Source organism: Pseudomonas sp. BIGb0164 (assembly GCF_024810135.1).
Taxonomy (GTDB): Bacteria; Pseudomonadota; Gammaproteobacteria; order Pseudomonadales; family Pseudomonadaceae; genus Aquipseudomonas.
Genome location: NZ_JANUEA010000005.1, coordinates 59,380 through 79,556 on the forward strand (window position 1 = coordinate 59,380; position 20,177 = coordinate 79,556).

Below are 20,177 nucleotides of genomic sequence, written 5' to 3' on the forward strand. Positions count from 1 at the left end.
CGAAACCACAACGAACTGTTACCAGATTGATGTGAATCCTGACGGATCGCTCAAGCAATCGCACGGGTGTCTTGCACGAATTCGGCCTTGCCTTCTTGCTGCAGGTCGATCCATGCGTTGAGGTTAGCGCCGAGCATACCCTTTCGCCACATCAACCAGGTGGTCGCAATGGCAAATGGCCCTGTCAGGGGATGAACGGACACGCTGTCCTTGCCTGGCAGGCTGTCGAGCATCGACTCGGACATCAACGCCACCCCGGAACCGGCGATCACACAGGCGAGCATGCCCTGGTAGGACTCGATCTCGATCGCCCTCCCCATCGCCACGTGCTCATGGGAAAACCAGGTCTCCAGCCGCGTGCGGTAGGCGCAACTGCGGCGGAAGGTGAACACCGAACGCCCGGCAACATCCTGCGGGCCGCGCACCGGTGGGTGATCAGCCTCGCATATCAGCACCAGCCGCTCTTCGCATAACGGCACGCCGTCCAGGGAGGCAATGGTGATCGGGCCATCCACGAAGGCCGCGTCGAGACGACCGGTGATCAGGCCTTCGAGCAATTCGCCACTGGGGGCCGATTGCACCTGCAAGTTCACCATCGGGTAAGCCTTGTGATAACGCGCCAGCAACTTCGGCAGATGGACGGCCGCCGTGCTGTACATGCTGCCCAGCACAAATTCACCGGCCGGCTGCCCGCCTTGAACCGCGCCATGGGCTTCGTCGTGCAGGGCCAGCAGGCGCGTGCTGTAGTCCAGCAGCACTTTGCCGGCGGGAGAAAGCTGCAGGCGCTGGCGCTCACGTACAAACAGTTCGACGCCGAGCTGCTCTTCCATTTGCTTGAGCCGTGTCGACAGGTTCGAAGGCACACGATGCAGGCGATCGGCCGCGCGAGTAATGGAGCCCTCTTCCGCCACGGCCTGGAAAATGCGCAATTGACTGAACTCCATACCTTTCTCCAAAACTGAACAAGTTACTCACTATTATTCATTTTTACAGAAAGTCAATCGGCTTTAGCCTGAAGGTCATTCGCTTACCAGCAGGAACTTGACCATGTCACCCCGCATTCGCTTACTCGCCAGCTTTATCGCCCTGATGATGGCCATGGGCATTGGCCGCTTCGCCCTCACCCCGCAAATGCCCCATCTGCTCAGTGAGGGGCAGATCGACCTGACCGGCGCCGGCTTGATTGCGGCCGCCAACTATCTGGGCTACTTCGTGGGGGCGGTGGATTCGATCTTCGCCCGCAGCCATCACCACGTACGCGGCCGCCTGTACGGTGGGCTGTGGCTGTGTGTGCTGCTGACCCTGGCTTCGTACTGGGCCCACGGGTTCTGGCCACATTTATTGCTGCGCTTTGGTACCGGTGTCGCCAGTGCCTGGGCGTTGGTGATGATCACCAGCCTGAGCCAGCCGCTGGCGGTCAGCATCGGCCGCCCGCGCCTGGGGGCCTTGGTGTTTGCAGGGCCTGGGCTGGGGATCCTGCTGACCGGGCTGCTGGCCCTGGGCTCCAACTTGCTGGGGCAGAACTCGGCGACACTGTGGCTGGTGTACGGGATTGTGGCGCTGGTGATGCTGCTGATGGTCCTGCCGTTCCTGCCACAGCCGACCCTCACGGTGCCCCACGCCTCCGAGGCCGGCAGCAACGAGAGCATCGCGCACCTGTGCTGGATCTACTTCCTGTACGGCCTGGGTTACATCATCCCGGCCACCTTTCTCTCGCAGATGGCCAGCGCGCAGTTCAAGGGCGCCTGGCAAGCCGATCTGTTCTGGCCGTGCTTCGGCCTGGCGGCAGCGCTGGGCGTGGTGGCGGCGAGCCTGCGCCGCAAGGACCCGCACACCACCCGCCGCTGGCTGATGACTACACTGTGGCTGCAAGCGGCCGGGGTATTCGCTTGCCTGCTGGGCAATGGCTGGGGCCTGGCGCTGGGCGTGTTGCTGTGTGGCGCGCCTTTCCTGGCGTGCATGCAACTGGTGATGGCGCGCTTGCGTGACGTGGCGCCTCACGGCTACCAGCGCAGCACCGGCCTGCTCACCGCCAGCTTTGCCATCGGCCAATTGAGCGGGCCGTTGCTGGCCTCGGTGAGCAGCCACCTGAGCGGTGGGCTGCAGCCAGCGTTGATAGTGGCCGGCTGCGGGCTGGTGTTGGCGGGTGCGGTGCTGGTCAACCGGCAACCAGCGGCGCGGGCAGACGCACCTGCTCGCGCCGAGCGAGCACCAGGAAAAACAGCCCTCCCAGGAAACACCCGGTAAACCAGGCAAAGTTGGCCATGCCCTGCAACGCCGGAGTGAAGGTGATGGCGACGCCCACCAGCGTCGCTGGCACCAGCGCCTTGACTGCTGTCCAGTTCACGCCGCCGTCGAAGTAGTAACGCCCACTTGGGCGGTCATCGAACAAGGCATCCACGTCGATCTTCTGCTTTTTGATCAGGTAGAAGTCCACCAGCAGGATCCCGAACAGCGGCCCGATGAAGGCGGCGAGAATATCCAGGGTGTAGTGGATCATCAGCGGGTTGTTGAACAGGTTCCATGGGGTGATGAAGATGGAGGCCACGGCAGCGATCATCCCGCCGGCGCGCCAGCTGATCTTGCTCGGCGCGACGTTGGCGAAGTCAAAGGCGGGTGAAACGAAGTTGGCCACGATATTGATGCCGATGGTGGCGGTCACGAAGGCAAAGGCGCCGAGCAATACGGCCATGCTGTTGTCGATGCGCGACACGGTGGCGATCGGGTCGTGGAGCATTTCACCGAACACCGGCAAGGTGCCCGAGACGATCACCACAGTGACCAGCGAGAACGCCAGGAAATTCACCGGCAGCCCCCAGAAATTGCCGCGTCGTACGTCATGCATACTGCGGCAGTACCGGCTGAAATCACCGAAATTCAGCGTCGGGCCCGAGAAGTACGACACCACCAACGCAGTCGCCACGATCACCTGGCCGAATGCTTGCCAACCCGACAAGGATTTTTCCGCCAGGGTGAAGCTGATGTTGGCCCAACCCGCCTTCCACACGATCCAGCCCGCCAAGGCGAACATCACTGCGTAGACCACCGGCCCTGCCCAATCGATAAAGCGGCGGATGGACTCCATGCCCGCCCAGAACACCGCCGCCTGCAACACCCACAGGCTGAGGAAACCAAACCAACCCAAATAGGAAAGGCCTGCGAAGTGCGGCTCGGCATACACCGCCATCTGTGGGAAAAACCGCAGCACCACAATGATCAAGGCACTCGACGCCAGGTACGTCTGAATCCCATACCAGGCCACCGCGATGAGTCCCCGGATCACTGCTGGAATATTTGCACCGAACACCCCAAAGGCCAGCCGGCAAATCACCGGGTACGGCACCGCGGCCTGCTGGCTCGGCTTGGCCACCAGATTGGCGATCAATTGCACGATGCAGATGCCGGCGAGCAAGGCGATCAGCACCTGCCAGCTGGCCAGCCCAAGGGCAAACAGGCTGGCGGCGAATACATAGCCGCCGACGCTGTGCACGTCGCTCATCCAGAAAGCGAAGATGTTGTACCAGGTCCATTTCTGCGGCAGTGGCCCCAGGTCCTTGTTGTACAGGCGCGGGCTGTAGCCTTTGGGCAATTGTTCGGTCATCGCTGGGCTCCTCGAAATACCGGCCTGCCCCGTCGTAGCAGTGTGCATACGGGAGGCGGCAGAGTTTGTATACGAGGCATTCAGCAGATTGCGTGCCAATAGCACACAATCCCCGTGGTACGGCGCTCCAAAGGCGGTTATAGCGCTTTAAACACGGGAGAGGTGCTCAGCAACGGTGCATACAAATCCTGTACACAATCACCTCTGCACTCGTTGTGCACACAGGTAGCCCACGGTGCAGCAGACCGCGGTGAGGAATGTGCCCCAGGCCATGTCCATGACGGCCAGCCCGCTGGACCAACCGCGCAGGATGGCCCAGTTGCTCAGATCGTAGGTGCCATAGGCCACCAGGCCCAGCAAGGCCCCCAGGCGCGCCGCGCGCTGCCAGCTGACGCTGGGCAGCACCACGAACACCACGCAACCGAGGGCATACAGGAGATAAAACAGAACGGTGGGCAGCAAGCGAGGCTGATCCAGCATCAACGGCCCGAGAAAGCTTTTGTAGGTCGGCCCCATGAGGACGCCCAGCCAGAGCCCGTCAAGTACCAGGAAGGCGAGCAATGTGCCTAGGTAGGCGTAAATAACTTTCCTGGACATCGCACACCCTCTGTAGGAGCCGGCCTTTTGTGGCGAGGGAGCTTGCTCCCGCTGGGCGGCGAAGCGGCCCCACGATTTGGGAGCGCTTCGCACTCCAGCGGGAGCAAGCTCCCTCGCCACAGCAAGCCCGTTCCTACAAAGAGGCGCGCGTGGTCAGCTTAGTTCAATGCGATCGGCATGGATCACAATCTGGCCCTGCTTGTAGAGCGCACCAATGGCCTTCTTGAAGTTGCCTTTGCTCACGCCGAACAAGTTGCTGATCACGGCCGGGTCGCTCTTGTCGCTCACCGGCAGGGTGCCGTTGTTTTCGCGCAACTTGGCAAGGATCTTCGAGTTGAGGCTTGAGGCCGCTTCCTGGCCGACCGGCTGCAGGCTCAGGCTGATGTTGCCATCGGCGCGGATCTCCTTGATAAAGCCTTTCTCCTCCTTGCCCGGGCGCAGGAACTTGAACACTTCGTTCTTGTGGATCAGGCCCCAATGCTTGTTGTTGATGATCGCCTTGAAGCCCATGTCCGTGGCCTCGGCCACCAGCAGGTCGACTTCCTGGCCCACCTGGTAGTTGGCCGGGGTCTTGTCCAGGTAGCGGTCCAGGCGCGCGGTGGCGGTGATGCGCTTGGTGTGCTTGTCGAGGTAGACGTGCACCACGCAATATTCACCGGCACTCAACTGGCGCTTCTCTTCCGAGTACGGCAGCAGCAAGTCCTTGGGCAGGCCCCAATCGAGGAATACACCAATACTGTTGACTTCCACTACTTTCAAACTGGCAAATTCGCCCACTTGAACTTTTGGTTTTTCAGTGGTGGCGATAAGTTTGTCATCGCTGTCCAAATAAATGAAAACGTTAAGCCAGTCTTCATCTTCACTGGGAATATCTTTGGGGATATACCGATTGGGCAAGAGGATTTCACCGTCTTGCGCACCGTCCAGGTACAAACCAAAGTTAGTGTGTTTAACCACTTGCAAGCTGTTGTAGCGACCGACTAAAGCCATTTCCAGATACCCTCGTTACGTGGGCGGCATTCTACCCGAGTTGCGCCCGACACGCGCGTGCGCCTGAAAAATCGCGGGCTGGCGTGGCCTTTCACTGGCACCGCTCCGCTCGTCCGATCATCGGGCTCGATTGCGTGATCGAAAAATCGCCTTATTCCCCCGTGGTTTCGAGTTAAAACAGTAAGTTAGGGGCTTATTTCAAAGATGAACTTGGGTTATTTCCAACGCCGCACGTTATTCCAGAGGGATATTTGCCAAGCAATTGTCAAGTATTTCCTGTACGATGCCTGGCCAAGTTAATTTTCTACAGGTTAGTGGCCGCCATGCGCGTAAAAGCATCCAACAGCAAAGCAAAGCCAGCTCCCGCCGTTGAAACCAGCGAATCGATCAACAGCCAGATCGCGGCTTTCCTCAAGTCCGGCGGCGAAATCCAGCAAATTGCCAAGGGCGTGAGCGGCCAGACTTTCGGCCCGTCCAAGCAGATCAGCCTGGGCAAAAAGTAATACCTGCGCATTGCACCTGGTCCCTAAGCGCCTTGCCTTCAAGGCGCTAGGACTAGAGCCCGAAACACCCTCCTGCTTAATTCCCTGATGCGCCAATCGACGAACGGGCCTCAACACCCCGCATTCGCCGGTATGCTTGCACACGTCTAGCACGGGCATCTGCTCGATTTTTTCCGTCACTGCTCCTCGCTTTTCATGGAGTGAAGCATGTTCAAACCCTGCATTTTCCTGGTCACTGCCCTGGCAGCCAGCCCCCTCGCCGAAGCACAGATCTTCCAGCGCGAACTGGGTGACTTCGACCTGAAACTGGGCACTACCCCCAGCCGCAGCATGGCCCAGGGCCTGGTCAAGCCCACCTCGCCAGGCAGCGACTCGTTCCATGGCGGGCTGGACCTGAGCCACGACAGCGGCCTGTACATCGGCCAGTTTTCGCCAAATATGGGGTTGTCCTCCACCAGCAACCTGGAGGTCGACTCGTACATGGGCTTCAAGCACCCCTTCGACCAGACCCTGGGCTATGAAGTCGGGTTGATCCACTACAGCTACCCCAAGCTCAGTCCCCTCGACAGCCAGGAGTTCTACGGTGGCCTCAACCTGCTGGGCAATCGTTTCGGCGCCTCGTTCAGCAACGACCCGGACCGCCAAGACAGCACCCTGTTTGCCGACTTGGGTGGTACTCAGCCATTCGGCATCGGCGTCAGCATGAAGTACACCACCCATCAGTTGGGCACCCCGGTCTCGGTGGACGGCGGCTCCATCCGCAGCTTCAGCGACTGGTCGGTGCAATTCTCCCGAGAGTGGATGGGCGTGGACCTGAACCTGATCTACAGCGACTCCAGCCTCAGCGGCGGCGACTGCTCGGCTTATTCCGGACACAATTCGCAATGCGATGGGCTGTTGACCCTGAAGGCTGCACGGTCGTTTTATTGAGGATCTGAACTGTCGCGCCCGACGCGGGTTCACATGCATTAACTTCCTCTGCGCAAGGACCCGCCCATGCTGCGTCGGCTCAAACTACTGGTGATCTTGCTGACCCTGAGCCTGGCGCTCACCGCCTGCAGCCGCGTGGGCCTGGCCTATCGCAACCTCGATGTGATCATCCCCTGGACCCTCAGCGACTACCTGGACATGCATGCCGGGCAGAAGAGCTGGTTCAACGACAAACTCAAGGAACACCTGGCCTGGCATTGCACCACCCAATTGCCGGGCTACCTGGACTGGCTCGATCGCCTGCAACACATGGTCGACGACAATCAGGTCACCGACGCCGCCTTGCAGACCCGCACGGCCGAAGCCAAACAAGCCATTGCCGACGTCGCCCGTGAAATTACCCCGTCGGCTATTGAGTTGTTGCAGGGATTGGACGATCAGCAGGTCAAGGAAATGAACGACGCGCTGGCCAAGGACCTGCGTAAGCGCCAGGACGAATACCTCAAGCCTCCGCTGGCCAAGCAAATCCAGGACCGCGCCGAACGCATGAATAAACGCCTGGACGCCTGGATGGGGCCGTTGAGCGACAGCCAGAAAAACCGGGTCACGGCCTGGTCCATCAGCCTGGGAGAGCAAAACCAGCAATGGATCGGCAACCGCGCCCGCTGGCAGGCGCAATTTATCGACGCGGTGAAACAACGGCAAAGCGCCGACTTCCCGCAGAAAATGCAACAATTGCTGGTGGATCGGGAAAGCCTCTGGACGCCGCAATACAAAATTGCGTATGCACAGACCGAGGCGGCGGCGCGCAGCCTGATCGTGGACCTGATGGCCGAAAGCACCGCACAACAGCGCGTGAAACTGACGCAGAAAATCGACGGCGTGCGCAGCGACTTCAAGGCACTTAAATGCCTGAAGAACGCTTCAAACTAAAACGGGCCGGGCGGGAACAGACTTCTGTGGGAGCGGGCTTGCCCGCGAGTGCGGTAGGCCAGTCAACAGCTCTATCGACCCTGCCGCCGCTTTCGCAGGCAAGCCAGCTTCCACAGGGAATGCTCAGGCGATCTGGGCCTTTGAAGCTACCTCGGCAAAGGTCGCCGGGTCCAGCGCATCGGCCTGTTCGTCCAGCACCTGACGCGGGTGATCATTGCCGGGAATCGAGCTGTCGATCAGCGCCAGCAACTGCGCACCGAGTGCCGTCAGGATGAAATTCTCGCCATTGCCGCCCTCTTCCTCGGGCCGCGACTCGATGAAGCCGCGCTTGAATAGCAGCGCTTCATAATCCGCAGCGGTCTTCTTGAGCGCGTCCAGGTTACCGGTGGACTCTCCCGCCGTGGCCTTCTCGGCCGCTTCCTGCTCGGCGTATTTGCGCGGCGCAAAGCTGCCTTCGCCGTTCTGCACTTCATGCAACAGTCGTTCAATCAGATCCCAGTTGTAAGTCGTCATCCTGATTCCTCCTGCAGGCCGGTGGAAAAGTGGCCTGTCAAAGGGTGGACAGGCTACGTCGCTGGCCGTTCAGCCGAATAGACGGACGTCATTTCTCTGAACTTTCCAGACGTTCGCGGCCTCAACAACACATAACCGCCAAGGAGGTCTGCCCATGAAAACCCTGATGAACCTGGCCATCGTCGCCACGTTAACCGCCGCACTGCCCGCCTGGGCCTGCACGCCCGATGAGGCGACGGCCAAGCGCGAGGAACTGGCCCAGGCAGTGGCCAAGCTGACCGAACAGAACCCGACCAAGGCCAAGGAGATGAACGACGAACTGCAGAAGATGGACCTGGACACCGAAAGCGCGGACTTCCCCGACAAGTGCCAGCTGATCGACGCACGTCTGAAAGAACTCAAGGAAGCCGCAGCCAAGGCCAAAAGCTGAGGCCATAAAAAAACCGGACAATCGTCCGGTTTTTTTATTTCACCCCTGCCTTACTCGGCAGCGGGTGCCTCTGGCTTGCGGCGCTTGAGCGGGGCCATGCCGTCCTTGCTGACGAGCGACAGGTTGTCGGTCTTCGGGCGGTTGGCGATCTTGCGCTTGGTCGGCGACTTGGCGCCGGTTTTCTTCTTGTCACCCTTGGCGTCGGTCTTTTTCTTCTTCACCCCGACGGCCTTGCCCGACGCCTTGACCTTCTTCGGCCCGGTGTAGGTGCCTTTGACTTCCTTGATGGTGCGGCGCTCGAACGACTGCTTGAGGTAGCGCTCGATGCTCGACATCAAGTTCCAGTCGCCGTGGCAGATCAGCGAGATGGCCAGGCCATCGTTGCCAGCACGCCCGGTACGACCGATACGGTGCACGTATTCGTCGCCGCTGCGAGGCATGTCGAAGTTGATCACCAGGTCCAGGCCATCAACGTCCAGGCCACGTGCAGCCACGTCGGTGGCCACCAGGATCTTCACGCCACCGGCCTTCAGGCGGTCGATGGCCAGCTTGCGATCCTTTTGGTCTTTTTCGCCGTGCAGCACGAACGCCTTGTATTCCTGGGCCACCAGACGGCCGTAGATGCGGTCGGCGGCAGCGCGGGTGTTGGTGAACACGATGGCCTTCTGATAGGTCTCGTTGGCCAACAGCCAGTTGAGGATCTGCTCTTTGTGCACGTTGTGGTCGGCGGTCACGATCTGCTGACGCGTGGTCTCATTCAGGTCGCTGACGTTGTTGACCTGCAAGTGCTCAGGGTTGTTCAGCACCTTGGCGACCATGTCGCGCAGGGTCGAGCCACCGGTGGTGGCGGAGAACAGCATGGTCTGCTGGCGGTTGACGCATTCGCCCACCAGGCGCTGCACGTCATCGGCAAAGCCCATGTCGAGCATGCGGTCAGCTTCGTCGAGCACCAGCACTTCGACTTCCTTGAGGTCCAGGTTGCCGGCGTTGAGTTGCTCGATCATGCGGCCAGGGGTGCCGATCAGGATGTCTGGCACCTTGCGCAGCATGGCCGCCTGCACCTTGAAGTCTTCACCGCCGGTGATGATGCCGGACTTGATGAAGGTGAACTGCGAAAAGCGCTCCACTTCCTTCAAGGTCTGCTGGGCCAGCTCACGGGTCGGCAGCAGGATCAGGGTCTTGATGCTGACACGAACCTTGGCCGGGCCGATCAGGCGGTTCAGCACCGGCAGGACGAAAGCCGCCGTCTTGCCGCTGCCGGTTTGAGCTGTCACCCGCAGGTCACGCCCTTGGAGCGCGAGCGGGATGGCCGCTGCTTGCACAGGCGTAGGCTCGACAAATTTAAGCTCGGCCACGGCTTTGAGCAGGCGTTCGTGCAGGGCGAATTGGGAAAACACGGGTGCTACCTCGAAGAAATACAAAATATCAGCGCCATAGGTTACCGGTTTCGGGCGTCCAAACCGAGTTTCTTTACGCGAACGGTGCTAATCAGCTGCTTTTTTGTCAGTGCGTTTGTCCAAAACATCAACTTTGTTGCACTTAAATGCTCTAATCGCCCCGTCTTGTCCTACAGAAGAACCGGTTTCACCCATGGATATCAAACAGCTCTGGCTCAACGTCCAAGACCTCTGGGGCGCCCTCGATGAACACCCCCTGCTGCATTCCAGCCTGGGCTTGCTGGTGTTGCTGGTGGTGGCGCTGCTACTTGGACGGGTAGCGCGCTACCTCATTCTCCACGCCGTCAAACTGCTCGGCCGGCAACCGCCCCTGCACTGGCTCAACGACCTGCGGCACAACAAGGTGTTTCACCGCCTGGCGCAGATGACGCCATCCCTGGTGATTCAATTCGGCCTCTACCTGGTGCCGGACCTCAGCAAGACCGCCACCCTGTTCATCGGCAACGTGGCCCTGGCCTTCACCATCCTGTTCATGACCCTGGCGGTGAGCGCCCTGCTCAACGCGCTGCTGGACATCTACGCGCGCACCGAGCACGCCCGCACCCGCTCGATCAAGGGCTATGTGCAACTGGCCAAGATGGTGCTGTTCGTGTTTGCCGCGATCATCATCGTCGCCACCCTGATCGACCGCTCGCCGCTGTTGCTGCTGTCGGGCCTGGGTGCGATGTCGGCGGTGATTTTGTTGGTGTACAAGGACACCCTGTTGTCGTTCGTCGCCAGCGTGCAGCTGACCAGCAACGACATGCTTCGGGTCGGCGACTGGATCGAAATGCCCCAGGTGGGGGCCGATGGCGACGTGGTGGACATCACCCTGCACACGGTCAAGGTGCAGAACTTCGACAAGACCATCGTCTCCATCCCAACCTGGCGTCTGATGTCCGAGTCGTTCAAGAACTGGCGCGGCATGCAGGCCTCGGGTGGGCGGCGGATCAAGCGCAGCCTCTTCATCGACGCCAGCGGCGTGCGCTTTCTGCGGGACGATGAAGAGTTGCGTATGACCCAGGTGCACCTGCTCACCGATTACATCGGGCGCAAGCAGGCCGAACTCAAGGCCTGGAACGAAGCCCAGGGCCACAGCGCACAACTGTCGGCCAACCGCCGCCGCATGACCAACCTCGGCACCTTCCGCGCCTACGCCCTGGCGTACCTGAAAAGCCACCCGGACATCCAGCCGAACATGACCTGCATGGTGCGCCAGATGCAGACCACCGCCCAGGGCGTGCCGCTGGAGATCTACTGCTTCACCCGCACCACCGCGTGGGCCGATTACGAGCGCATTCAGGGGGATATTTTTGACTATCTGCTGGCGGTGCTGCCGGAGTTTGGCTTGAGCCTGTATCAGCAGCCGAGTGGCAATGATTTGCGTGCGGGGGTGTTGCCTGCGGTATTGGGCGCCAGCCATTTGCCGTCCCTGGAAAATAAATCAGCCTGACGCCACCAAGCCCACTGTAGGCGCGAGCTTGTGTGGGAGCGGGCTTGCCCGCGAAGGCTGTGTATCAGTCAGCACATCCTTCTCTGACACCCCGCATTCGCGAGCAAGCCCGCTCCCACACGGGTTTCAGTGTGAGGTTGGCTGCTTGCGCACACCCAACCGACTGATCCACACCGCCCCCACAATCACCAACCCGCCCAACGCCAGCCTCCCCAGCGGCTCATGCTGGTTCCAGATCAGCAGGTTCAGCAGCAACCCCACCGGCACGTGCAGGTTGTTCATCACCGCCAGGGTGCCGCCCTGTACCAGGCACGCGCCTTTGTTCCACCAGTACATGCCCAGCGCGGTACTCACCAAGCCAAGGAACACCAGCACACCCCACTGCAACGGAGCTTCGGGCAGGAAGTTGGCTTTGCCGAACATCAGGAATGCCGGCAGCACCACGATCAAGGCGCCCAAGTAGAAGTAGCCGAAGCGACGATAATGCGGCAGGTCGCTCGGGTAACGCGCCACCAGGTGCTTGTACATCACTTGGCCTGCGGCATAGGTGAAGTTGGCCAGTTGCAGCAGCAGGAAACCGCCGAGGAAGTTCGGGGTGATCTGGTCGAAGCGAATCACTGCCGCCCCCGCGACGGCAACCAGTGCCGCCACCAGCGCCCACGGGTTGAAGCGCCGGTTGAGGGCGTCTTCGATCAGCGTCACGTGCAACGGTGTGAGGATGGTAAACAGCAACACTTCCGGCACCGTCAACACGCGAAAGCTCAGGTACAGGCACACATAGGTCACGCCAAATTGCAGCGCGCCGATCATCAGCATGCCGCGCATGAAGGCCGGTTCCACCGAACGCCAACGGGTCAGGGGGATAAACACCAGGCCGGCCAGCACCACGCGCACCAGCACCGCGAAGTAACTGTCGACGTGACCGGCGAGGTATTCGCCGATCAAGCTGAAGGAAAATGCCTGAATCAGGGTGACAACCAGTAGATAGCCCATGCGCGCCTCGTTTCGAATGGGCGGGACATTAAAGGTTTTCGGCGTTGCACGAAACTCGGGGCAAAAAAAACCCGACCTCGCTATAGCGTCAGTCGGGCAGGAGCACTCAGGAGCAACAAGTGCAAAGGGAGGTTCTTACGCGTACTTGAAGGGTTTGCGTGGGCTTAGATAAACACCGCGCGATTATCTGACGATTAAAGGATCACGCGACCTGCGCCAACAGCGCCTTGGCGTGGTTGATGCCCTTCTCCTGGAAGTCGCCGCTCAGGTTCACGCCTTCGGCGTGAATGAAGGTGACGTCGTGAATACCGATAAAGGCCATGACCTGGCGCAGGTAGGGTTCCTGGTGATCGGAGCTGGCGCCGGTGTGAATGCCGCCGCGGGCCGTGAGCACGATGGCACGCTTGCCGGTGAGCAAACCCTGGGGGCCGGTGGCGGTGTATTTGAAGGTGACGCCAGCGCGTAGCACATGATCCAGCCAGGCCTTGAGGGTGCTGGGGATGGCGAAGTTGTACATCGGCGCAGCCATCACCAATACGTCGGCAGCCAGCAGTTCGTCGGTCAATTCGTTGGAGCGATCCAAGGAAGCCTGTTCCACAGCACTGCGCTGTTCAGTCGGTTTCATCCAGCCGCCGAGCAGGTTGGCGTCCAAGTGCGGGACCGGGTTGAGGGCCACGTCACGTACGGTGATCTGATCCGCCGGGTGGGCGACCTGCCATTGGCTGATGAACTGCTGGGTCAGTTGGCGGGAGATTGAATCCTGCTGGCGGGCGCTGCTTTCGATGATCAGAACGTTGGACATGGCTACGTAGGCTCCATCTGTAATTGCTGTAAGTCGATGGAGAAAAGATTAACCAGGGCCTATTCGATAAAAAAGCGCAAAAAACTGCTATAACCCATCTATAAATTTGTTTATAAGCGGAGTATTGCTGTAGGCATGCTCCGCCACTGCTTTATTTCGGTGCGCAAGCCAAGGCGATCCGCATCTTGATAATGGCGCGGCTGAACTTGACCGTGGTGTTGGTGCTTTTGCCAGCCGGCACCGTGACCTTACGCATGCGCGGCGATTCCGGGCCATTGGTGAAGGTTACCGAACACACGGCATCGTTGGTGCCGTAGTTATTGAGCTGGATCGAACTGATGTCGCCGTCCACGTCGGAAGCGGTGTAGTCCACTTTCACGCCGTCGATCTTTTTCGTCACGTCGATGGGGTAGGCAAAAGCGCTCAGCGGCAGCATCGCCAGCAACACACAACAGAATTTTCTCATTCGGCAGTCTCCAATAAGGACCGCCAGCTTAGGACAAGAGGAGCTCATCTTGAAAGCGCCCCGCGTTACCCTTGATCAATGGCGCACGCTGCAAGCCGTGGTCGACCACGGTGGCTTCGCCCAGGCGGCTGAAGCGCTGCACCGTTCGCAGTCCTCGGTGAGCTACACCGTGGCCCGCATGCAAGACCAGCTCGGCGTGCCGCTGCTGCGCATCGACGGGCGCAAGGCCGTGCTGACCGACGCCGGTGAAGTGCTGTTGCGCCGCTCCCGGCAACTGGTGAAGAACGCCAGCCAGCTGGAAGACCTTGCTCACCATATGGAGCAGGGCTGGGAAGCCGAAGTACGCCTGGTGGTGGACGCCGCCTACCCCAACGCGCGCCTGGTGCGCGCCCTCACTGCCTTCATGCCGCAAAGCCGGGGCTGCCGTGTGCGCCTGCGTGAAGAGGTGCTGTCGGGTGTCGAGGAGTTGTTGCTCGATGGCATGGCCGACCTGGCCATCAGCGGGTTCATCATCCCGGGTTACCTGGGCACGGAAATGAGCGATGTGGAATTTATCGCCGTGGCCCACCCGGACCACTCGTTGCACCGCCTCAACCGCGAGCTGAGTTTCCAGGACCTGGAGAGCCAGATGCAGGTGGTGATCCGCGACTCCGGCCGCCAGCAACCACGGGACGTCGGCTGGCTGGGCGCCGAGCAGCGCTGGACCGTCGGCAGCCTGCCCACCGCCGCCACCTTCGTCAGCAGCGGCCTGGGCTTTGCCTGGTTGCCCCGGCACATGATCGAGCGCGAACTCAGCGAGGGCCTGCTCAAGCAGCTACCCTTGGAAAAAGGCGGCAGCCGCAACCCGACCTTCTACCTGTATTCGAACAAGGACAAACCCCTGGGCCCGGCCACGCAGATCCTGATTGATCTGCTGCGCACCTTTGACACCGCGCCCCTGGATGCACCTTTCGCCGCGCCACAACAAGCCTGAAACGGAGTTCACCCATGGCCTGGTTCGACCATGAAGGCTGCAGCCTGCACTACGAGGAATACGGCCACGGCACGCCGCTGATCCTGATCCACGGCCTGGGCTCCAGCAGCCAGGACTGGGAACTGCAGATCCCCGTACTCGCCAGGCACTACCGCCTGATCGTGGTGGACGTGCGCGGCCATGGGCGCTCCGACAAACCCCGCGAACGCTACAGCATCCAGGGTTTTACCTTTGACCTGTTGGCCCTGATCGAACACCTGAACCTGCCACCCGCCCATGTGGTGGGCTTGTCCATGGGCGGCATGATCGCATTCCAATTGGCGGTGGACGAACCGAGCCAGGTCAAGAGCCTGTGCATCGTCAACAGCGCCCCCGAGGTCAAGGTGCGCAGCGCCGATGATTATTGGCAATGGGCCAAGCGCTGGAGCCTGGCGCGGGTGCTCAGCCTAGCCACCATTGGCAAGGCCCTGGGCGACCGGCTTTTTCCAAAGCCGGAGCAGGCCGACCTGCGCCGCAAGATGGCCGAACGCTGGGCAAAAAACGACAAACGAGCTTATCTCGCCAGCTTCGATGCGATTGTGGGCTGGGGCGTGCAGGAACAACTTTCCCGAATTGCCTGTCCTACGCTGGTCATCAGCGCCGACCACGACTACACCCCCGTGGCGCAGAAAGAAAACTATGTAAAACTGCTGCCCGATGCGCGGCTGGTGGTGATCGAGGATTCCCGCCATGCCACGCCCTTGGATCAACCCGAAGTCTTTAACGCTACCCTGCTCGATTTTCTAAAGACAGTCGAAACCACTACCCAGGATCACTGACCCATGTTGAAAAAAATCGCCTTCTTCGCCGGTTCCGTTCTGTTCGCTGCCAACCTGATGGCCGCCGAGCCTGCCAAGGCGCCCCACGTGCTGATCACCACCACCAACGGTGACATCGAAATCGAACTGGACCCGGTCAAGGCGCCGATCAGCACCAAGAACTTCCTGGCCTATGTCGACAAGGGCTTTTACACCAACACGATTTTCCACCGCGTGATCCCGGGCTTCATGGTCCAGGGCGGTGGTTTCACCGCTCAGATGTCACAGAAGCCGACCGAAGCGCCGATCAAGAACGAAGCCAGCAACGGCCTGCATAACGTACGTGGCACCCTGTCCATGGCCCGCACCAATGACCCGAACTCGGCCACCAGCCAGTTCTTCATCAACGTGGCCGACAACGCCTTCCTCGACCCGGGCCGCGACGCCGGCTATGCCGTGTTCGCCAAGGTCGTCAAAGGCATGGACGTGGTCGACATCATCGTCAACTCCCAGACCACCACCAAGCAGGGCATGCAGAACGTGCCAATCGATCCTGTCGTGATCAAGTCGGCCAAGCGCATCGACTGAGGTCTGCAGGTAGCTTCGCGTGGTGCCCACAAGGCACCGCGCGCATTTGAACAGGAGAGCCCGCCAGGCGGGCGTCAACCCTAATGCTCTATCGTCGTTTTGAACAACTGATCGATATCTTCCGCGACGCTCCCAGCGCGGCCCCTCCCGATAAAGTCCTGCCCTTCTACCTCTACTACCTGCGCCAAGTATGGCCGCACTTCGCCGCCCTGCTGGTGGTGGGCCTGATCGGCGCGCTGATCGAAGTGGCGCTGTTCAGCTACCTGAGCCGCATCATCGACCTGGCCCAGGGCACGCCGCCTGCGGACTTCTTCCAGATCCACAGCAGCGAGCTGATCTGGATGGCCGTGGTCGCCCTGTTGTTGCGCCCGATCTTCGGCGCCCTGCACGACCTGCTGGTGCACCAGACCATCAGCCCGGGCATGACCAGCCTGATTCGCTGGCAAAACCACAGCTATGTGCTCAAACAGAGCCTTAACTTCTTCCAGAATGACTTCGCCGGGCGTATCGCCCAGCGCATCATGCAAACCGGCAACTCCCTGCGCGACTCCGCCGTGGCCGCCGTGGACGCGATCTGGCACGTGGCGATCTACGCCATCAGTTCCCTGGTGCTGTTTGCCGAAGCCGACTGGCGCCTGATGATCCCGCTGGTGACCTGGATCATCTGCTACAGCCTGGCGCTGCGTTACTTCGTGCCTCGCGTGAAGGAACGCTCGGTGATTTCCTCCGAGGCGCGCTCCAAGCTGATGGGCCGCATCGTCGACGGCTACACCAACATCACCACCCTGAAGCTATTCGCCCATACGAGCTATGAGCAGGAGTACGCCAAGGAAGCGATCGTCGAGCAGACCGAGAAAACCCAGCTGGCCAGCCGCGTGGTGACCAGCATGGACATCGTGATCACCAGCATGAACGGCCTGCTGATCGTGACCACCACCGGCCTGGCCTTGTGGCTGTGGACCCAGTCGCTGATCTCCGTGGGCGCCATCGCCCTAGCCACCGGTTTGGTGATCCGTATCGTCAACATGTCCGGCTGGATCATGTGGGTGGTCAACGGCATTTTCGAAAACATCGGCCAGGTGCAGGACGGGCTGAAGACCATCGCCCAGCCACTGGCGGTGATCGACCGCGAGAACGCGCCGCGCCTGAGCGTGCCCCACGGCGAAGTACGTTTTGAGCAGGTGGATTTCCACTATGGCAAGAAGAGCGGGATCATTGGCGGCCTGAACCTTGAAATCAGGGCCGGCGAGAAGATCGGCTTGATCGGCCCGTCGGGCGCCGGTAAATCAACCCTGGTCAACCTGCTGCTGCGCCTTTACGACCTGCAAGGCGGACGTATCCTGATCGACGGCCAGAACATTGCCGAAGTCGCCCAGGAGTCGTTGCGCGAGCAGATCGGCATGATCACCCAGGACACCTCGCTGCTGCACCGTTCGATTCGCGACAACCTGCTGTACGGCAAGCCCGACGCCACCGACGAAGAACTCTGGGCCGCCGTGCACAAGGCGCGGGCCGATGAGTTCATCCCATTATTGTCCGACTCCGAAGGCCGCACCGGGCTGGACGCCCACGTGGGCGAACGCGGGGTGAAACTCTCCGGTGGGCAACGCCAGCGCATTGCCATCGCCCGCGTGCTGCTCAAGGACGCGCCGATCCTGATCATGGACGAAGCCACCTCGGCCCTGGACTCGGAAGTGGAAGCGGCGATCCAGGAGAGCCTGGAAACCCTGATGCAAGGCAAGACGGTGATAGCGATTGCGCACCGGTTGTCGACCATTGCGCGCATGGACCGCCTGGTGGTGCTGGAGAAAGGCCAGATCGCCGAGAGCGGCAGCCATGCCCATCTGCTGGCCCATGGCGGGCTGTATGCGCGATTGTGGCATCACCAGACCGGGGGGTTCGTCGGCATCGACTGACCCCTGTAGGAGCCGGCTTGCCGGCTCCTACAGTTTAAATAGCGCCAGGTCCCGGTTTTAAAGGGCCTGGCGCTTTTTTATGGCCTGGAATTGTGGCGTAACCATGCTGTACTCACAGCAGTGCCCAGAGGGGTGCTGAAGTAAATCTGCAGGGAGCATCACTGATTTACTGATTCGGTAGAGCGATCTATCAAGGACGGGCTTCATGTCTTTGTTCAAACGTTCAGTGACGGAGGGGTTAGGTACGTTTTGGCTGGTGTTGGGCGGTTGCGGGAGTGCGGTGTTGGCCGCAGCATTTCCCGCAGTCGGGATCGGGTTGCTGGGTGTGGCCCTGGCGTTCGGGCTCACGGTGCTGACCATGGCGTTTGCCATCGGCCATATCAGCGGTTGTCACCTCAACCCGGCGGTGTCGGTGGGGCTGGTCGTGGGCGGGCGGTTTCCTGCCCGGGAATTACCGGCGTACATCGTCGCGCAGGTCATCGGCGGCACCGTCGCTGCTGCGCTGCTGTACTTCATCGCCAGCGGCAAACCAGGCTTCGAACTGGCCAGCGGCCTGGCGTCCAACGGCTATGGCGAGCATTCGCCGGGAGGTTATTCCCTGGCAGCGGGGTTTGTCTGTGAGCTGGTGATGACGGCGATGTTCGTGCTGATCATCCTCGGCGCCACCGACCGTCGTGCCCCACCGGGCCTTGCGCCCATCGCCATCGGCCTGGCCCTCACGTTAATCCACTTGATCTCCATTCCCGTGACCAACACCTCGGTCAACCCGGCCCGCAGTACGGGCCCGGCGCTGATCGTCGGCGGGTGGGCGATCCAGCAGTTGTGGATGTTCTGGCTCGCGCCGATCCTGGGTGCGGTGATTGGCGGCGTGACCTATCGATGGCTCGGCAAGGAGGAGCCGGCCTGAGCATACGGGCGCTGTAGTGAGCGGGCTTGCCCCGCGCCGTGATGTAACTGACACACCGCGGCGCGGGGCAAGCCCGCTCACTACATTCACCTTATGCCTGTCGGTAGGGCAGCGCTGCCCGCGCCTCTTCGGCATAGGCATGAATGCCCACGCGTTCACGCTCGAGAAAATCCTCCACGGCATTCTTCAACCCGGGATGGCGCAGGTAGTGCCACGATCGGGTGATCACCGGCTCGAAGCCGCGAATCAACTTGTGCTCGCCCTGGGCACCGGCGTCGAAGCGCTGCAAGCCTTCGGCGATGGCGTAGTCCATGCCCTGGTAGAAACAGGTTTCGAAATGCAGACGGTCAAACTCAGCCAGGCAACCCCAATAGCGGCCGTAGAAGCTGTCGCCACCAATCAGGCTGAACGCCATCGCCACCGGGCGCGAGCCTTGTTTGGCCAGCACCACACGGATCGCTTCGGGCATGCGCTCAGCCAGCAGGCTGAAAAACGCGCGGGTCAGGTAGGGAGACTGGCGACGTACCGCGTAGGTATTGGCGTAGCAGGCGTAGACAAAGTCCCATTGCGCCTCGCTCAGTTCATGGCCTTTCAGCCATTCAAACGCGATGCCCTGCCCCGCCACTTGCTCGCGCTCTTTGCGCATCTGTTTGCGCTTGCGTGAACTCAACGCATCAAGAAAATCCTGGAAGTCGCGATAGCCACGATTTTGCCAGTGAAACTGACAACCCAGGCGCTGCAACCAGCCCGGCTGTTGTGCCAGCGCTTCGTCAGCCAATGGATCGGTGAAGTTGATGTGAGCGCTGGAGAGCCCTTCGATTTCCAGATAACCCGGCAACGCCTTGAGCAACTCGAAACCGTCCTGGGCATTCGCCGCCAGCAGGCGCGGCCCGCTGACCGGGCTGAACGGCACCGCCGTGAGCAGCTTGGGGTAGTAGTCGATACCGGCGCGCTCACAGGCGTCCGCCCAGCCATGGTCGAACACGTACTCGCCGTAGGAATGCCACTTGCGGTAACTGGGCAACGCCGCCACCAGGCGCTCGCCCTCCCGATGCAGCAAATGCTCCGGCTGCCAGCCCGATTGCGGGCCCAGGCTGGCACTGTCTTCCAGCGCGCTCAGGAACGCATGCCGCACAAACGGCTGGGCCTGCGGCACCAGGGCATCCCAGGCCTGCGGGGCGATTTCGGACAGGCTGTCCAGGCGTTGCAACGGCATCGGCATCCTCACTACGTCGGGGCGTGAAAGCCTGGCGAGTATCGCTTATCGCCGGGGTTCGCACACCTTCAAATGGCGCGACAAAACCCATGCCAGTTAGTTCCTTATTAAATAATTTGTCATCTACATGACA

At 60.8% G+C, this 20,177-nt stretch carries 21 protein-coding genes; 11 read left to right on the plus strand and 10 right to left on the minus strand.

All coding sequences use genetic code 11. From position 1 onward, the window contains the following. Window positions 1-50: 50 nt before the first annotated feature. Entirely contained in the window at window positions 51-944 is an 894-nt protein-coding gene (locus M2394_RS14545) for a putrescine utilization regulator PtrR (RefSeq protein ID WP_178919847.1), read from the minus strand. A 103-nt stretch (window positions 945-1,047) separates the two neighbouring features. On the opposite strand from M2394_RS14545, the gene M2394_RS14550 reads away from it, so the two are divergent. Next, complete coding sequence (locus tag M2394_RS14550; RefSeq protein WP_259172940.1) at window positions 1,048-2,247, plus strand: MFS transporter; 1,200 nt, start codon at window positions 1,048-1,050, stop codon at window positions 2,245-2,247. On the opposite strand, the gene M2394_RS14555 is transcribed toward M2394_RS14550, so the two are convergent. The 3 genes from M2394_RS14555 to M2394_RS14565 all read right to left on the minus strand — a co-directional run bounded on the left by M2394_RS14555 (window position 2,159) and on the right by M2394_RS14565 (window position 5,188). Then, a complete protein-coding gene (locus M2394_RS14555) occupies window positions 2,159-3,601 on the minus strand; it encodes an NCS1 family nucleobase:cation symporter-1 (protein ID WP_259172941.1) in 1,443 nt (480 codons plus the stop codon). The two genes, M2394_RS14550 and M2394_RS14555, sit on opposite strands and share 89 nt — an antisense overlap. A gap of 198 nt (window positions 3,602-3,799) precedes the next feature. Continuing rightward, window positions 3,800-4,198, minus strand: coding sequence for a DUF2177 family protein (locus M2394_RS14560; RefSeq protein WP_259172942.1), 399 nt, complete (start codon window positions 4,196-4,198; stop codon window positions 3,800-3,802). A 153-nt stretch (window positions 4,199-4,351) separates the two neighbouring features. Further along, window positions 4,352-5,188, minus strand: coding sequence for a S1 RNA-binding domain-containing protein (locus tag M2394_RS14565; protein WP_034099624.1), 837 nt, complete (start codon window positions 5,186-5,188; stop codon window positions 4,352-4,354). A 323-nt stretch (window positions 5,189-5,511) separates the two neighbouring features. Between M2394_RS14565 and M2394_RS14570 the strand changes: the two genes are divergently transcribed. The 3 genes from M2394_RS14570 (at window position 5,512) to M2394_RS14580 (ending at window position 7,554) form a co-directional block, all read left to right on the plus strand. Then, entirely contained in the window at window positions 5,512-5,691 is a 180-nt protein-coding gene (locus M2394_RS14570; protein WP_003193095.1) for a hypothetical protein, read from the plus strand. Between the two features lie 207 nt (window positions 5,692-5,898). Beyond that, window positions 5,899-6,621, plus strand: coding sequence for a TorF family putative porin (locus tag M2394_RS14575; RefSeq protein ID WP_176996257.1), 723 nt, complete (start codon window positions 5,899-5,901; stop codon window positions 6,619-6,621). Window positions 6,622-6,687: 66 nt separating this feature from the next. Further along, window positions 6,688-7,554: a DUF6279 family lipoprotein gene (locus M2394_RS14580; RefSeq protein ID WP_259172947.1), complete on the plus strand. Its 867-nt coding sequence runs from the start codon at window positions 6,688-6,690 to the stop codon at window positions 7,552-7,554. Window positions 7,555-7,677: 123 nt separating this feature from the next. Here M2394_RS14580 and M2394_RS14585 read toward each other — a convergent pair whose 3' ends face one another. Next, window positions 7,678-8,067 (minus strand): hypothetical protein, encoded by a 390-nt coding sequence (locus M2394_RS14585; RefSeq protein WP_017134854.1) that lies wholly within the window; start codon window positions 8,065-8,067, stop codon window positions 7,678-7,680. A 154-nt stretch (window positions 8,068-8,221) separates the two neighbouring features. Here M2394_RS14585 and M2394_RS14590 point away from each other — a divergent pair, with 154 nt between their 5' ends. Beyond that, window positions 8,222-8,497: a hypothetical protein gene (locus M2394_RS14590; RefSeq protein ID WP_178919852.1), complete on the plus strand. Its 276-nt coding sequence runs from the start codon at window positions 8,222-8,224 to the stop codon at window positions 8,495-8,497. A 50-nt stretch (window positions 8,498-8,547) separates the two neighbouring features. On the opposite strand, the gene M2394_RS14595 is transcribed toward M2394_RS14590, so the two are convergent. Then, window positions 8,548-9,894: a DEAD/DEAH box helicase gene (locus tag M2394_RS14595; RefSeq protein ID WP_176996262.1), complete on the minus strand. Its 1,347-nt coding sequence runs from the start codon at window positions 9,892-9,894 to the stop codon at window positions 8,548-8,550. 193 nt (window positions 9,895-10,087) lie between these two features. Here M2394_RS14595 and M2394_RS14600 point away from each other — a divergent pair, with 193 nt between their 5' ends. Then, entirely contained in the window at window positions 10,088-11,386 is a 1,299-nt protein-coding gene (locus M2394_RS14600; protein ID WP_259172948.1) for a mechanosensitive ion channel family protein, read from the plus strand. Window positions 11,387-11,512: 126 nt separating this feature from the next. Here M2394_RS14600 and M2394_RS14605 read toward each other — a convergent pair whose 3' ends face one another. From M2394_RS14605 to M2394_RS14615, 3 genes are all read right to left on the minus strand, one after another. Then, window positions 11,513-12,379: a carboxylate/amino acid/amine transporter gene (locus tag M2394_RS14605; RefSeq protein ID WP_259172950.1), complete on the minus strand. Its 867-nt coding sequence runs from the start codon at window positions 12,377-12,379 to the stop codon at window positions 11,513-11,515. A gap of 202 nt (window positions 12,380-12,581) precedes the next feature. Continuing rightward, the gene (locus tag M2394_RS14610) at window positions 12,582-13,181 is read right to left on the minus strand and encodes an FMN-dependent NADH-azoreductase (RefSeq protein WP_176996265.1); all 600 of its coding nucleotides are present in this window, start codon (window positions 13,179-13,181) and stop codon (window positions 12,582-12,584) included. A gap of 151 nt (window positions 13,182-13,332) precedes the next feature. After that, window positions 13,333-13,647, minus strand: a complete 315-nt coding sequence (locus M2394_RS14615; RefSeq protein WP_259172951.1) for a 3-phosphoglycerate kinase — start codon at window positions 13,645-13,647, stop codon at window positions 13,333-13,335. Window positions 13,648-13,696: 49 nt separating this feature from the next. On the opposite strand from M2394_RS14615, the gene M2394_RS14620 reads away from it, so the two are divergent. From M2394_RS14620 to aqpZ, 5 genes are all read left to right on the plus strand, one after another. Continuing rightward, on the plus strand, window positions 13,697-14,620 hold the full coding sequence (locus M2394_RS14620; RefSeq protein WP_178925278.1) for a LysR family transcriptional regulator: 924 nt from the start codon (window positions 13,697-13,699) through the stop codon (window positions 14,618-14,620). A gap of 14 nt (window positions 14,621-14,634) precedes the next feature. Then, the gene (locus tag M2394_RS14625) at window positions 14,635-15,438 is read left to right on the plus strand and encodes an alpha/beta fold hydrolase (protein ID WP_178925280.1); all 804 of its coding nucleotides are present in this window, start codon (window positions 14,635-14,637) and stop codon (window positions 15,436-15,438) included. Window positions 15,439-15,441: 3 nt separating this feature from the next. Further along, window positions 15,442-16,005: a peptidylprolyl isomerase gene (locus M2394_RS14630; RefSeq protein ID WP_178925282.1), complete on the plus strand. Its 564-nt coding sequence runs from the start codon at window positions 15,442-15,444 to the stop codon at window positions 16,003-16,005. 83 nt (window positions 16,006-16,088) lie between these two features. Further along, entirely contained in the window at window positions 16,089-17,921 is a 1,833-nt protein-coding gene (locus M2394_RS14635; protein WP_259172953.1) for an ABC transporter ATP-binding protein, read from the plus strand. A gap of 205 nt (window positions 17,922-18,126) precedes the next feature. Continuing rightward, on the plus strand, window positions 18,127-18,828 hold the full coding sequence (gene aqpZ / locus M2394_RS14640) for an aquaporin Z (protein ID WP_259172954.1): 702 nt from the start codon (window positions 18,127-18,129) through the stop codon (window positions 18,826-18,828). Between the two features lie 91 nt (window positions 18,829-18,919). Here aqpZ and M2394_RS14645 read toward each other — a convergent pair whose 3' ends face one another. Next, a complete protein-coding gene (locus tag M2394_RS14645; RefSeq protein ID WP_259172955.1) occupies window positions 18,920-20,044 on the minus strand; it encodes a GNAT family N-acetyltransferase in 1,125 nt (374 codons plus the stop codon). Window positions 20,045-20,177 lie beyond the last annotated feature (133 nt).